We start from the raw sequence: 14,018 nt of genomic DNA, 5'->3' as shown, positions 1-14,018 counted from the left end.
TTGGCAGCCCCACCAGGGGTCGAACCTGGAATCTTCGCCTTCAAAGGGCGTTATGTTGCCAATTACACCACAGGGCTTTATTGCCAGGGCAGGGTTTGAACCTGCAACCTCATCGTTCAGAGCGATGCGACTTACCAATTCGTCCACCCGGCAATGAATGGCTGCCTCAGTAGGACTCGAACCTACAACCGCGCGGTTAACAGCCGCTTGCTCTACCATTGAGCTATGAGGCAACGAAGCCCCCCAGGTCAGAATCGAACCGACGACCTCCTGTTCTTCAGACAGGCGCTACTACCAACTGAGCTACCGGGGGATAAGGAGAAGAGATGATGACGAGAGCGGAGGGATTTGAACCCTCAAATCTTCAGTTTCGTAGACTGAGATGTTATCCAGTTACACCACACTCTCAAAACGGAGAGAACAGGATTTGAACCTGCGACGGGTATTAACTAACCGTTTCCTCTTAGCAGGAGGACGCTTTTAGCCACTCAGCCACCTCTCCATAGTGGGTCGAACAGGATTTGAACCTGCGCGCAAAAAAGAACAGTTTTACAGACTGTCGCCTTCAGCCAGACTCGGCCACCGACCCATAAATCATTCCCTCGACGAGAATTGAACTCGCATCTGTGCTTTGAAAGAACACTGACTTAACCATTTGTCCACGAGGGCATAATTTGCTGAATTTTAAATTTTTTAATCTAAAATCTAAAACCTAAAATTCAAAATTGTCTGACACAGGGACTAGGATTTGAACCTAGAACATCGGATTTGGAGTCACGAGGTGTTGCCGTTACACCATCCCTGCATTTGGTGGCAGTGGCGGGACTTGAACCCGCATATACCAGGTTATGAGCCAGGGGCTTTACCATTAAGCTACACTGCGATCGCACCAGAGGTCAGGGCGGGATTTGAACCCGCGCTAATCAGTTTTGCAGACCAACGCCTTCAACCACTTGGCTACCTGACCATTTGGGAGTCCCGACGAGATTCGCACTCGCAATCTTCAGCTTGAGAGGCTGACGGCTTAAACTATTCGCCTACAGGACTGCAACCAGGGTGACGGGATTTGAACCCGCAACATTTCCGCAGACAACGGAACGCTCTAGCCAGTTGAGCTACACCCCGATTTTTTGGAATCTGTGCCTAAAATTTTAGATTTTTAGGCACATGTTTTTGTTGGTGAACTTGCCCATTTATTATTCAGTTTTCAAGGTTCAGAAAGGTTACTTTTTACTATTAGAAACTGTTAGGAAAACAACCGAAATCCTAGGTAGCAAGCCTGTTGTGTATTACGGATGTATTCTGTAGTTTTACTGAGTGCAAACTTAAAACTTTTTTGTTTGATTGCCTCTACTTCAGATGGTTTACAAGTAGAAGCGGCTTTTATGACTGGAGACTCTGGTTGATTCCAGCACCTCTGTTTGAGTTGTATGTAGAACATTACTTTGACCCTTGCGAAGCTTTGTCTTTCGCCTCACTACAAATATACTACGAAATACTACAAGAGGTGTCAAGGGGTTTGAGAAAGTTTTTTTGAAATTGTCTAAAAAAGCTTCTGCACTTAGATTTGAACTTGCTCACGCCTCTTAAAAGTCAAACTACAGCTTATGATTGGGTGAGTTTTTAAAAGCCTGACGTGACAGACAACTACCTCAAGCGACAAAAGATAATTAGTTTTGTCGCGATCGCCTCTACGATTACAGCTTGTAGTATTGCCCCTGGCACTTCCCCACAATCGGGGTTGAACCAGCCAGCGAGCAAAAGCCATACTGCACAAGTTCAAGATCCTGCAAAAGCTCAACTACCGCCATCAGTCAAAGTAGAAAACGCTATATTTACAGTCCCAGCTAAATTTCAAGGAAAAACAGTTTATAAGGTTCCACTCAGCAGCAACGAAAAGGTTATTGCTCTAAGCATTGATGATGGGCCTTGGCCAAAGACAACCTTACAAATGCTAGATATCCTCAAGCAAAATGATGTTAAAGTGACATTCTTTTGGGTAGGACAAGCATTACAAGCAAATCCTGACCTAGCAAAGCAAGAGGTAGCCGAGGGACACGCCATAGGCAACCATACTTGGCATCATTGGTATCGGCAGATGGATGAAGCTACAGCTAAAAGTGAAATCGATCGCACATCTGACCTGATATACAAAACTACAGGGGTGAAAACTGCTCTGTTTCGTCCTCCTGGAGGCTTTTTAAACAACGGACTAGCCGCTTATGCTAAAAGCCAGAAGGATGCTGTCATTATGTGGTCGCTAACTTCAGCTGATACTGACCCTCACGCCAAACCGCAAGCATTTGTAAATAATGTCTTGAAAGGCGCGAAACCAGGTTCTATTGTTTTGATGCACGACGGTGGTGGCGATCGCCACAGAACTGTAGAAGCTTTGCCACAAATCATTAGTGGACTCAAAAAGCAAGGCTACCGATTTGTGACAATTCCCGAATTGCTCAAAATGGCGCAGTGAGAAATTATCCTCACGGAATTTTAGATTTTGGATTGTTCCAAAATCCAAAATCGTTTATTCGCTCATCACAGAAGCACAAGCTTGAGCTTCCTGCCAAAGTTTGTGCAAAAAGAACTCAGCGCGATCGCTCATCGTGGTGAAAAACACACCGACAGCATCCTTAGAACTATCTGATAGCCAAGAACCTTGCAGAGTGACTTCCATGTATTGAGTATCGCAGGTACAGAGGGCAATGATTTCTCTGTCACCTCTTTTTACCTCAACCTCAAGCACTTCTACTCCTGGCAAATCAACAGGAAGCAAAAAGGAAGCGGTACTGGGTTCAATGCACAAACTTTGCCCAACTCGCAGGGCCAAAATCACTCGCTGCGCTACCCATTCTTCTAGCGACAGAGTGACACGTTCCAAATCAAAACTGCTTTCAGTGTAAGTTAATTTCAGCATTCCTTATGCTCTCCTGCTATTCCAGGCTTCCTTGCATATCTATCCAAAACTGTTCGGCAAAAGAAATCGCGGGGTGAATTGGCGCTTTTGGTTTGGTACGTAATTGCATACCAGATTCAAACAGGGTGCGATCGCCTTTACGGGAGTTACATCTCTCACAAGCTGTAACTACGTTATCCCAAGTGTGAGAACCGCCTTTAGAACGCGGCATCACATGATCTAGCGTTAGATGTTTGCCAGTACCGCAATATTGGCAACTGTAACGATCTCGCCGCAACACTTCCTTTCGATTCACTGGTGGAACTTTCCACATCCGCTCATTAGAAGCGATCGTTAAGCGAATGTGTTTTGGTACATCAACTACCAAGTTGGGTGAGTGAACTCGCCATCCGCCTTCTGTGGTCAAACCTAACGGTTGAGCTTTATTGGTTACTAACAGCACAATCGCCCGTTTAATATTGATCTGACACAGTGGCAAGTAATTTTGAGAAAACACCACCACAGATTGCTCTAACACTTGCATTGCGTTCGCGCCGCGCATTGGAGATATCGTCACAGCTTCACTCCTTATAAAAAAACCCCCGCTTCCTGTTTGGGTGAAGCGGGGGTTAGAATTGACCGGAAAATTTTCTGGTCTCATATCGGTACAGTATTCCTTTGCCTGTACCCCCCGCTTTCTTCATCTAGTTGTGGTTTTGCAATCAACCCACTTATGCTGAGATGTCTGAAATCATAATTACCCTCTGTGATTTGCCCATAATTTTGGCCGCCATCGCCCATAAATAAATACTCCACTCCCATAGCAGCTGATTCCCAACTGGCTCGGCAATTGGTAAGGCACAAAATTGAAGTAGAGATGGGGCAAATGGATTTCACAGAAAATTTCACCTATTGAACATTCCTTTAAACATACTACACTTGTATTACTATCCTGTCTATAGTTTCAAGGAGAAATAGTGATGCATACGATCGCCCGCACCCCAACCACCGATATGGAAGTTACCAGCATCCGCTTAGAGCGCGAACTCAAAGATAAGCTCAAAGAAATAGCTGGGAATCAGGGATATCAAGCTCTGATTCGAGATATCCTGTGGAATTATGTCCAGCAAAAATCAGGTGAATGGAAGCCTCGATTTTCGCGAGCGGACATTCGAGCTAGCATAGCTGCCACCGCGCAGCAAGAAGAACGCTGTGTACTCACAGGTCAACTAATTCAACCCCAAGAACCGATGTTGTTAGGACTAACGAGGAATGGCGATATGGTTCCTCTGAGTGTCGAGAGTTTAGCTGGATAGTCTTAATATTCAGGCAGTGCAACCTAGTTATTTTATTTAGGACTTACGCACAAGAGTTGCCCTAACCCTCTTAAAAAGTTGGCTCTTTCAGATTCCCGCTTTTTAAGGGAAGTCAATTGCTCCACTTGAATATCTCTGAGTGGAGCAATTGTCGTTTGTTAGGGGGAGTGGGCTACGCAAACGAGGTTTCAATTTTTCAGTGCGTAAGTCTTATTACTGAATAATTGGGCTGCATTCAGAATTAAGCTTTATTTTCTCCAATCAGTAGAACTTTTTGTTAAGATTTGTAGCTTATAAAAGGAAATTTGGTTTTACTACGAATTTTAGATTTTTTAGTTCATGCCCCAAACTTCGTCCTGTAAGGAAGGCAGTATTCTCTTTCAATCCAAAATCAAAAATTGGTTTGATGCTCCGGCTTAGTTATATTTGATTGAGAGCAATACAGATCATAAGGATGGCTGGCTAAAGGATTAAAATAAAAACAAAATTTTACAAAGTCATTAAAATATATTCAGTGTTATTACGGTTATGACTGGGGAATTACCCTGATATTCCAGAGAAATTACGGTTTATGTATACTTACAGACAGGATATTCTGAGTCGAAGTTAGTTAATTATCTAAATTTAAAGAAGATAAAGCAGCCAAAAATAATCAGGCTAAGTCATTTTAGAGTATCCTAAGTATCTCATTACCTATGTAGCAATTTGCTTTATATAGCGGGAATTTGGCCATCTGCCAAAGAAAAGGGCTATAACAGGTGAGAGAAAGTATTCATATAAAATTTGCCAATTATGAAGGTGTCGCAACACAACTAACGGTGAAGAATATGCCAAAGGGTTGGGTGCAAAAACAATGGGTTTATTATCCGAGGGCGTGCCAAGAATGAAAAAGCCTTTATGGTCGCCGCCACAATACTTAGATGACGTAGATCGACTACAAACTTACCAAGTCAAGCTGATGCAGCATCAGGAAGAAACTGCCCGCCTGGTACAAAAGATTAACCAAATCATCGCCAATACCTCCGCTACGGCATTGATGTTGCAAGATATTGCCCAATTGCTAGGATCTGCTTTTCAGGTAGATTGTTGCTGTTTGGTTTCAGTAACGGGTGATACATCCGATGAAGCAACTACTATTAGTTGGTGTGCTAATGAGTATCTAGGGTTGCCACATCCAGAAGAAATGTTTTCGATGGAACAGTTGCTTATGCACTCGCCAGTGCTGCAATGTGCTGCTGAACCATTGACTATTGAAGACATTTCGATCGTTCAGAATAGTCTGGTAATTGGCTGTCAGTATTTACCGCTACCCATAAAAGCGGTTTTGGCAATTCCCACCAGGTTTGGTGAAAATAATAATGGGGTGATTAATCTGATTAAATTCCAACCTTATGATTGGAGTGAATCAGAAAAACAATTGCTCAAAGAAGTGGAGTCTGCTTGTGCGATCGCTTTTTCGCAAGTGGCGCAAGCTAAACTAATTACTTATCAACAACAGTATCTGCAAAAAGGCGATCAGTATCAAAGCTTGATCAAGCAATTAACATTATTGAATCGCAGCAACTTGGAGCTTAATCAAATGCTCCAGTTAGTTATTGCCTCTACTGCCGAATCTCTACAGGCAGATCGGGGTTTACTGATATTACTAAAATATACCGATCCATTATTTAGGACTCAAGGTAAAAAACAAGTTCCGAAAGCGAAAGCGAGAGTGGTTGGTGAATGGGCTAAGGCAGCACAAATTTCCCGGACTACTAAACCAGATACCTTAGTAGATCAGTCTTTTTTGGTTTCAGAATGTAGTTTATGCCAGCGTCCATTCATAGATTCTGGAAAAGCAGTCATTTTCGATAACTATACAGAGCAAAATGATACCTCGGCAGCTGCTCCATTATTTGTAATAGAGCAATTGCCTGGGGTCTTATTAGTGCCATTAGAAAGTCAAGGTAAAATCTTAGGATTTTTGGTGCTACAGCAAGCTACTACTCGCATCTGGCAAACACCAGAATTAGAACTTGTAGAAATGGTGTGCGCTCAAGTCAGTAACGCCATAATTCAGTCACAGACATTGCGCCAAGTGCAAACTTTGGTAGATGAGCGGACGGCGAAACTCCAGAGTAGTCTGGAACTCCAGAGAAAAATGCAAGAAAAAACCCGGCAGTATGTTGATCAGCTGCAAAAACTCAATGAACTCAAAGATGAATTTTTGAGCAACATGAGCGATCGCTTGCGTTATCCTTTGACAAATATGCTGATGTCCATTCGGAACTTACGTTTGCCAGGAATCGCACCAGAACGTCAAGTTAGATACATGGATATCCTAGAGCAGGAATGCACAAAGGAAATCAACTTAATTAATGACTTGTTGACACTCCAGAAACTAGAGTCGCCTCACGAAGCTCCACAATTAGAATCTATAGATTTAAATGCTAGAATCCAGTCCATAGCATCATCTTTCGAGAAAAAACTCGCAGAGAAGGGATTAAAGATTTCTGTAGATTTACCAGAGAAATCGCTAAAACTGCAAACTGAACTGGAGAGTTTTGACCGCATCCTGCAAGAGTTGTTAACTAATGCCTGTAAATATTCGCAGCATGATACCACCGTCCATTTAGAAGCTGTTCACCGAGTCGATCAACAAATCGATCGAGTTATCATAAAGGTGACGAATACAGGACACGCCATCTCCGAAGAAGAAGCAACCTACATCTTTGACAAGTTCCGTCGCGGAAAAGGGCGCTGGACTCCAGGGACTGGCTTGGGACTTGCTCTAGTCAAGTCTTTAGTGCAGCATTTGAATGGAGCGATCGCAGTTGAGAGTCTCCCAATATCGGATTCTGAACAGAGCGAAATTTGCTTTACCCTGACTCTGCCCCAATTTTCTGACGAAAGCAAACCATAATTCTGAACGTGATTAAAGAACAGAACGCAACAGAGAACCCTGATTTCCAGTCTCCTAGTCATGACACCAATCTTGAAGGGGATTTAACTGCTGATCTAGTCGCTTTGGCAGCTAAAGTAGAAGTCCAAATTCAGAAAATAGCAGAGCGACAGCGACAAATCAGCGCCAAAGTTCAAATCCCCCAACCAGTGGAACAAATTTGGAAGGTTCTGACAGATTATGAAGCCTTACCTGACTTTCTCCCTAACCTCGCCAAGAGTCGTCTAATTGAGCATCCCAATGGTGGAATTAGACTTGAGCAAGTAGGCTCCCAGCGCTTGCTTAATTTCAACTTTTCGGCGCGGGTGGTTCTGGATTTGGAAGAATGCTTCCCCAAAGAAATTAATTTTCGGATGGTAGAGGGAGATTTTAAAGGCTTTTCTGGTAGCTGGTGTTTAGAGCCTTATTCCCTTGGTGAGTTTGTAGGAACAAATCTTTGCTACACAATTCAAGTTTGGCCGAAACTCACTATGCCAGTAGGAATCATTGAAAACCGCCTGAGTAAAGACTTACGGTTAAATCTTGTGGCTATTCACCAACGTGTAGAAGAGTTAGCTAGTAAAGAACCGTATGTATAACTAAACGGTCATTCAGGATTGTCTCTGAATGACCGTTTTCATTTATCAACTCGTAGAAAAACGCTTCTACTTTTTCAGTACCCCCAGGGGAATTCGAATCCCCGTTACCTCCGTGAAAGGGAGGTGTCCTAGGCCTCTAGACGATGGGGGCATTGGACTCATGACCTTTTATAAGTTAACTAATTTTCCGGCTGTTGTCAACAGCTTTTGCGAAAAAAAGTTTGTGGCAGCTAAACTGGATGGATGTAAAAGCTTGAAAGGGATACAAAGAGATGAAAACAAAAAAAGAATTTCGTAGATACTCCTGTGGTTTGCCACAGGGTAGGTCAGCCTCCGGCGCTGGTAATTTAGAGAGAAGTTCAGATAGAAAAAACGGTACATTCTGTCAAGGACAAAAGGGTATGATGTTGTACCCTGTAGAGTTAATATCTACGATTTTTTACCAAAGATTTTGAAATAAATCGCTCAAAATCTCCAACATGGAAGCATCTTTTGAAATTACTTTACAGATGGCGATCGCTGTTTTTGCAGGCATTAGCGCTCAAGTGCTGGCTGCATACTTTCGCATACCCGGCATCGTCTTGTTATTGCTGTTAGGCATTTTGTTTGGCTCTGATGGCATAGGGCTATTACATCCCCATTTGCTAGGGCCTGGATTGGAAGTTATTGTCGCCCTCGCAACTGCAATAATTTTGTTTGAAGGCGGACTTAATTTGGATCTGCGAGAGTTAGGCAGAGTTTCACTCAGCTTACAATTGCTGGTCACTCAAGGAACGCTAATCACACTGCTTGGTGGGAGTATGGCTGCTCACTGGCTGGGTGAATTTCCTTGGAACATAGCTTTTCTCTACGCTTCCATCGTTGTGGTGACAGGCCCAACCGTGGTTGGGCCTTTGCTCAAACAAATCAATGTAGATCGGCAAGTAGCAACACTTTTGGAAGGAGAAGGGGTTTTAATTGACCCTGTAGGAGCGATTCTTGCCTTCGTTGTCCTCGATACAATTTTGAACGGCGATGCCGATCCAATTAATGCGATCGTCGGTTTACTCATACGCCTGGGTGTTGGTGCGGCAATTGGTGGTGCTGGCGGTTATCTGATGAGTTTGATTTTCAAACGCGCTGATTTTCTGTCATTCGAGCTAAAAAACTTAGCGGTGTTGGCGATACTTTGGGGTCTGTTTACCTTATCGCAAACTATCCGCAGTGAATCGGGAGTCATGACAACAGTTGTTGCCGGAGCAGTCTTTGCTAACTCCTCAGTCCCAGAAGAACGGCTGTTAAGGAGCTTTAAGGGTCAGCTAACAATTCTCAGTGTCTCGGTGCTATTTATCTTATTAGCTGCCGATTTATCCATTGCCAGTGTGTTTGCTTTGGGTTGGGGTAGTTTATTCACTGTTTTGGTACTAATGTTTGTCGTTCGCCCGATTAATATTCTCTTGTGTACCTGGAACAGCGATCTAAATTGGCGACAGAAACTATTTTTAAGCTGGGTTGCTCCAAGAGGAATTGTTGCCGCTTCTATAGCGTCATTTTTTGCAATTTCCCTAACCCAGCGCGGCATTAACGGCGGTGATTCCATTAAAGCTCTAGTCTTCTTGACAATTATCATGACTGTTATCTGCCAAGGGCTAACAGCTGGTTGGTTTGCTAAATGGCTGCGAATCACTTCCAAAGATGCAACTGGGATAGTGATTGTGGGTTGTAATCCTTTGAGTCTTTTGATTGCCCGGTTCTTTCAAGAACGAGCAGAAAACGTGGTCATGATTGATACTGACCCCCAACGTCTTGTTCAAGCTGAGGCACAAAATTTGCGGGTGATTGCTAGCAGTGGGCTAGATGCTGCTGTTTTAGAAGAGGCAGAACTTGCTTCTATGGGTACTTTTTTGGCTATGACAAGTAATGGTGAGGTAAATTTTGTTTTAGCTCAACGAGCATCTGAGGAGTTTAATCCGCCGCGCGTCTTAGCTGTTTTCCCCCGCGATCCGCAAGCTAGTACCTCGGTTAGTAATAAAGTTAATCAAGCTTTTATCCCAGACTTAGCAATTAAGACTTGGAATGAATATTTGAATGATGGGCGAGTCAAGTTAGGAACAACTACCCTAACTGAGTCAGAATTTTCTAGTCAAAATGAGCGGATCCAAGAAATGATTAAGGATGGGGCATTGATACCGCTATTGATCGAACGAGAAGAACGCTTGCTGGTAGTGCCAGTAAAATACGAGTGGGAAGTTGGCGATCGCATTATCTACTTGTTGTACGATCCCAGACCTAAGCTTTTAAAACGCTTATCTGGTGCTAACCAATCTACTCGCCTCTCTTTAGAAAAGCTACCAGAAGTTGAAGAAGTCCCCCTGGCGAAAATATCTGAACTTTTCACTACTGACACCCCTGGGGCATAAGGGGGCAGGGGGAGCAGAGGAGAATAACTTTTAACTCCTAACTTCCCAATCAGCTTGATACATTTGCGATTCTTGCCACAGTAAAGCAGATAAATGCACTATGGCAAGAAGTAGCGTCGCCACTGCAATTAGATAAGTGTGGATTGTGTAAAGGTGTTCGACAGTAACTGTGTTAATCGCTCCACCCCCAGTTAGGATGTCGCGCAGTTGTCCACCAATCAAAGGAATAGCTTCGATAGTTCCCAACTCAATGTTAAAACGCCAGTATCCTAACTGAGTCCAATCTAAAATCATGGCACTCCAATTCAGCCCGATCGCACTTAAGGTTAACAAAATCCCACTAATCCAAGCAGCCAGCCAACTCTTGCGAAATTGCCTACCTAAAAACATCACTACAATTTGCATCAGAGCGATCGCTATTACCGCATTACCAGCAATATCATGCGCTCTCCAAAACAACCACCCATAAGGTACTTGTGTATTAATCATCTTCAATGAGTTATAAGCACCCCCTGCTGTCGGTTCATAGTAAAAAGAAAGCATTACTCCTGTAGAGACATAAATTAAGCAGAGAGTAAGGATCACGACTGATAATATCGTCGCTATTCGTCGCATAATCTTATCGAACTGGGTGCTTTGCATGACTCACCCCTCCTGTTCTTAACTAGGTATTTATTCTTTTCTCATTTTAACTAAGAAATATTAATATTCGTTCTTCGCTTGAGTTCTGAGCTTTACTCTAATTCCAAAAAACTATGGTTTTCAAGGTAGACGGGGTTTAAATTAAATATTGCACCCAAGCTTTTAAGGGTTCTGGTGAGCCATACCAAATTCCAGGACTTCTAGGAGAATGTCTCACACCTTCAATTACCAGATTTTCTGCGCCTTCCAAATGAGCAGCTTCAATTGGTGTGATTCCATCTCCCCAAGTGTTACCTTTACCGCAGGTTAATTGGTAACTACTGTAAGCTAACCAGCTACCGCGCCGCCTTTGTCCAAAGATAGTTTTGCCCGCCACACAAATGTAACGAACGTTTTTGTAAAAAGCTCCTGGGTAGTTATTGGTGACAAAATCTAGATTGGAGCGTGTCCAGCGTTCTTGGCTAATATGGGGTGTACCCAAGGTGATGAGAGTAGCAACCAAAGGATGCGCTTTCCAGAGCGAGGGTTTAGCGTTACTGCTTACCCAATATGGGTTTTCTCCCATGTAGATGCGGGATATCCAACCTCCGGCGGAGTGACCAATTAAGTTAACTTGAGTAGCATTATACTGCTGTAATGTATGCTTGATTGTCAGGTCAAGTTTTTGTAGAATCGGTGTTACTGGTCTTCCGCCAATAGTGGGTAGCCAGTCGCGCCGTCGCAGTGGTACTGTAATTGCGGGAAAATCTAACTCTTGTAAGGATTGTTCTAGTTGGCGGTAAGCGATCGCGCTTTCTAGATATCCCGGTACAATAACTGTCGGTAACGGCATTTTGAATTTTGGATGCAATGATTGAGGGTTTGAAACTTTTTGATGAAGAAGTAGTCAGAATTCAAAAGCTATAATTGCGATCACACAACTGAACTCTTTATCAGAAAAGCCCAAATAGCTTTGGTGGGGTTTATAACTAAAATGTCAAGAAAATTGTACAACTTGCAACAGTTTTGAGGCTGCTTATATGGTAGTATTTTCACATAGGGACTAGCTCAGACAAGCAAATGTGCCATCTGTTACGCAAGCCTAGTTAAATGGAAAAGCGGAGAGAAACAAGGCAGCTTTAGCAGATGTTTTGATGTACTCAGACTTTTACCTTGACTTAAACTTTAATAAAGATCCCAGATATTAATTGTAATTGTGTGCGTCATAAAAATAGAACATCAAAAGTAGTAATTTTTCAGATACCTCTTTAGCAAGCTCAAATTTGAAGATCCGATTTAGTCTCGTTAAACAACTACAAATCTGAATAAATGGCAATTTTGGCGTTTTGATTGCCATGAGAGGAAATTATTACTTCCTTAGAGGGACGCGTATATTGCGATATTTTGCAATATAGTTCGGAAAGAGAAAATCGCTAGTCAACTGCAACTGAGCCGAGTGAACGATAACAGCTATGTCTTACGTCTCCGTGTTTAAAAATATACCAGAAGTCTTAAGCCAGCCAATTGGGATAGCGGCTATAGCTTCTCTTGGCATCCACGGTGCGATCGCCATGATTGTGCCATTGATGCCTATGGATTCTAGCCAACCCAAAGATACAGCATCATCAAAAAGCGTTGGGCTTTTGGAATTGAGCCAAGCCGATCAAAGCCGTTTGCCACAAAGCACCCCGCAAATTGGTTTACAACAACTTCCTCCAATAGCGCCACTTTCTGCATCTAACTTTAGCCCCCAAAGCACATTGCCTCCATTGGCAGCACCGCCATCTAGCAGTCAGCTAGTACTGCCTCCGCTACCCCAATCATCGAATAACTATCGCGTCTCCTCCGTGCCTACAAGACAGACTTTACGGATGATTCCTAGTGATAATTTGCGATTTGATGGCTCTAAATTTGACAATTCTAAATTCAGTACCACTCCCAAATTCTCTCCATCAGTTCCTCGTGTGAATGTCAGTGATACCAAATACCAGGTATCTAAGCCGTTGGATGTAAATAGATTGCCATTGCCAGTATTGCAGTCGCAGCAAATACCTAATGATATTCTGCAAAATGCTCAATCTCCGAACCTCTCTGACACTAACCCCATTACAACAGCACAGGTAAATACCACTCCACAAACGATCCAGTCGGGTAATAATGGGTTTAGAATTGCTCAAAACTCGCTAATAAGTTCTCTAAAACAAGCTTCAAGACCTGGGGATAGCTTAACCTTAATGAGGGGAAGCACATCACCAGAACCCAATTTATCTCGAAAAGGAACTGATCTGGCAATTGCACAGCTAGATTCCTACGCAAACCTGAGAAAAGAAGTTCAGCACGAATACCCCAACGTTGAACAAAAACCAGTCATTCGTCAAACATTACCTACGGATAAGCCAAATCTTGAAGGCGCTGTTTTGGGGGTATTAGTAGTGGATCGTGATGGTAAGGTCTTAGATATAAAGTTTCAAGACAAGCTAATTTCTCCTGAATTGCAATTAAAAGCAAGGGAATACTTCAATAAGCAATCCCCCAAGGGAGATAAACAGATTAGTTCCTACCCATTTAACCTAAGTTTCCAAAACAACACTGGGACTACTCAACTATCTGCACCAGGAATCAATAATAAGCTTACCCCCTCACCAGCAGCCACTTCTAAACCATTTCCCGATCTGCTAATCAGAAGTAATCAGCCTAGGCCTTCTTCAAAAGGTACTCTTCAACCATTAGCTGCACCGGGAGTCAATGGCAATCAGCCTCAGTTCTCACCGACAGCTACTCCCAAACCATTATCTGAACTCCCAATCAGAAATAACCAGATCGCGCCTTCATCAGCAGCTACTACTTCGCAACCCTTAGTGCTGCCGAAAGTCAATCAGATTGAGTCTACACCCTCTACCGAATCTGATCAAAAATTAGTAGAACGGTTGCGCCAAGTGAAGGAAAACAGAGAAAAATCTAATTCAGAAAAATAATTACCCACTGGTGATTTTGGATTGAACGCACCCCAGCTAAATCGGAGATTATAGTTGGGGTGCGTTCCGCTTACAAATCCGAAGACTTCTGAGCGTTTCCAGAATAATTGGCGTTCTCAATGTGTCGTTGGAACTTTTGCCGTCAACTCAGCAAGATTTTGCCATTGAGCATTTACGATATTCCTCAACCGTTAAAAATTAAACTCAACGAGTCTGTCACCAGACCCGTTGGTCTTCAGAACCGTGCATGAGACTTTCACCTCACACGGCTCCTCGCTGACTTGGCTCTTGT

Annotated in this window: 12 protein-coding genes and 14 tRNA genes; 7 read left to right on the top strand and 19 right to left on the bottom strand. The window is 43.1% G+C overall.

What is annotated here, in order from left to right; all coding sequences use genetic code 11:
• Window position 1: 1 nt before the first annotated feature.
• The 14 genes from V7K55_RS15065 to V7K55_RS15000 form a co-directional block, all read right to left on the bottom strand.
• Window positions 2-77, bottom strand: a tRNA-Gln gene (locus V7K55_RS15065).
• Window positions 78-80: 3 nt separating this feature from the next.
• Window positions 81-153 (bottom strand) — tRNA-Gln (locus V7K55_RS15060).
• 5 nt (window positions 154-158) lie between these two features.
• Window positions 159-233: transfer RNA gene (locus tag V7K55_RS15055), tRNA-Asn, on the bottom strand.
• Window positions 234-239: 6 nt separating this feature from the next.
• A tRNA-Phe gene (locus tag V7K55_RS15050) sits at window positions 240-313 on the bottom strand.
• 20 nt (window positions 314-333) lie between these two features.
• Window positions 334-408: transfer RNA gene (locus V7K55_RS15045), tRNA-Arg, on the bottom strand.
• Between the two features lie 4 nt (window positions 409-412).
• A tRNA-Ser gene (locus V7K55_RS15040) sits at window positions 413-502 on the bottom strand.
• Window positions 503-506: 4 nt separating this feature from the next.
• Window positions 507-589 (bottom strand) — tRNA-Tyr (locus V7K55_RS15035).
• Window positions 590-597: 8 nt separating this feature from the next.
• Window positions 598-668 (bottom strand) — tRNA-Glu (locus tag V7K55_RS15030).
• A gap of 65 nt (window positions 669-733) precedes the next feature.
• Window positions 734-805 (bottom strand) — tRNA-Trp (locus V7K55_RS15025).
• A gap of 3 nt (window positions 806-808) precedes the next feature.
• Window positions 809-883, bottom strand: a tRNA-Ile gene (locus V7K55_RS15020).
• 10 nt (window positions 884-893) lie between these two features.
• Window positions 894-967, bottom strand: a tRNA-Cys gene (locus V7K55_RS15015).
• Between the two features lie 3 nt (window positions 968-970).
• Window positions 971-1,047: transfer RNA gene (locus V7K55_RS15010), tRNA-Glu, on the bottom strand.
• 4 nt (window positions 1,048-1,051) lie between these two features.
• Window positions 1,052-1,125, bottom strand: a tRNA-Asp gene (locus tag V7K55_RS15005).
• Window positions 1,126-1,246: 121 nt separating this feature from the next.
• The gene (locus V7K55_RS15000) at window positions 1,247-1,441 is read right to left on the bottom strand and encodes a hypothetical protein (protein WP_334832588.1); all 195 of its coding nucleotides are present in this window, start codon (window positions 1,439-1,441) and stop codon (window positions 1,247-1,249) included.
• Between the two features lie 195 nt (window positions 1,442-1,636).
• Here V7K55_RS15000 and V7K55_RS14995 point away from each other — a divergent pair, with 195 nt between their 5' ends.
• Window positions 1,637-2,473, top strand: coding sequence for a polysaccharide deacetylase family protein (locus tag V7K55_RS14995; protein ID WP_334832586.1), 837 nt, complete (start codon window positions 1,637-1,639; stop codon window positions 2,471-2,473).
• A gap of 54 nt (window positions 2,474-2,527) precedes the next feature.
• Here V7K55_RS14995 and V7K55_RS14990 read toward each other — a convergent pair whose 3' ends face one another.
• Together V7K55_RS14990 and V7K55_RS14985 are read right to left on the bottom strand one after the other, a co-directional pair.
• A complete protein-coding gene (locus tag V7K55_RS14990; RefSeq protein WP_334832584.1) occupies window positions 2,528-2,917 on the bottom strand; it encodes an alr0857 family protein in 390 nt (129 codons plus the stop codon).
• A gap of 16 nt (window positions 2,918-2,933) precedes the next feature.
• Complete coding sequence (locus V7K55_RS14985) at window positions 2,934-3,440, bottom strand: HNH endonuclease (RefSeq protein WP_094332228.1); 507 nt, start codon at window positions 3,438-3,440, stop codon at window positions 2,934-2,936.
• Window positions 3,441-3,876: 436 nt separating this feature from the next.
• Here V7K55_RS14985 and V7K55_RS14975 point away from each other — a divergent pair, with 436 nt between their 5' ends.
• The 3 genes from V7K55_RS14975 (at window position 3,877) to V7K55_RS14965 (ending at window position 7,731) form a co-directional block, all read left to right on the top strand.
• Complete coding sequence (locus tag V7K55_RS14975) at window positions 3,877-4,212, top strand: hypothetical protein (RefSeq protein WP_012409307.1); 336 nt, start codon at window positions 3,877-3,879, stop codon at window positions 4,210-4,212.
• A gap of 883 nt (window positions 4,213-5,095) precedes the next feature.
• Window positions 5,096-7,114 (top strand): sensor histidine kinase, encoded by a 2,019-nt coding sequence (locus V7K55_RS14970; protein ID WP_334832579.1) that lies wholly within the window; start codon window positions 5,096-5,098, stop codon window positions 7,112-7,114.
• An 8-nt stretch (window positions 7,115-7,122) separates the two neighbouring features.
• Window positions 7,123-7,731 carry an SRPBCC family protein gene (locus V7K55_RS14965; protein WP_334832578.1) on the top strand — a complete coding sequence of 203 codons (609 nt, stop codon included), beginning with the start codon at window positions 7,123-7,125 and terminating at the stop codon, window positions 7,729-7,731.
• Window positions 7,732-7,809: 78 nt separating this feature from the next.
• Here V7K55_RS14965 and V7K55_RS14960 read toward each other — a convergent pair.
• Window positions 7,810-7,882 (bottom strand) — tRNA-Glu (locus V7K55_RS14960).
• Window positions 7,883-8,210: 328 nt separating this feature from the next.
• Between V7K55_RS14960 and V7K55_RS14955 the strand changes: the two genes are divergently transcribed.
• Window positions 8,211-10,130 (top strand): cation:proton antiporter, encoded by a 1,920-nt coding sequence (locus V7K55_RS14955; protein ID WP_334832576.1) that lies wholly within the window; start codon window positions 8,211-8,213, stop codon window positions 10,128-10,130.
• Window positions 10,131-10,160: 30 nt separating this feature from the next.
• Here V7K55_RS14955 and V7K55_RS14950 read toward each other — a convergent pair whose 3' ends face one another.
• Complete coding sequence (locus V7K55_RS14950; RefSeq protein ID WP_334832574.1) at window positions 10,161-10,772, bottom strand: cytochrome b N-terminal domain-containing protein; 612 nt, start codon at window positions 10,770-10,772, stop codon at window positions 10,161-10,163.
• Between the two features lie 136 nt (window positions 10,773-10,908).
• Entirely contained in the window at window positions 10,909-11,604 is a 696-nt protein-coding gene (locus V7K55_RS14945; protein ID WP_334832572.1) for an esterase/lipase family protein, read from the bottom strand.
• A gap of 619 nt (window positions 11,605-12,223) precedes the next feature.
• Here V7K55_RS14945 and V7K55_RS14940 point away from each other — a divergent pair.
• A complete protein-coding gene (locus tag V7K55_RS14940; RefSeq protein WP_334832571.1) occupies window positions 12,224-13,726 on the top strand; it encodes a hypothetical protein in 1,503 nt (500 codons plus the stop codon).
• 119 nt (window positions 13,727-13,845) lie between these two features.
• Window positions 13,846-13,977, top strand: coding sequence for a hypothetical protein (locus V7K55_RS14935; RefSeq protein WP_334832569.1), 132 nt, complete (start codon window positions 13,846-13,848; stop codon window positions 13,975-13,977).
• Window positions 13,978-14,018: the final 41 nt, after the last annotated feature.

Source organism: Nostoc sp. (assembly GCF_036919895.1).
Taxonomy (GTDB): domain Bacteria; phylum Cyanobacteriota; class Cyanobacteriia; order Cyanobacteriales; family Nostocaceae; genus Nostoc.
This window is presented reverse-complemented; position numbering and strand designations above follow the sequence as displayed.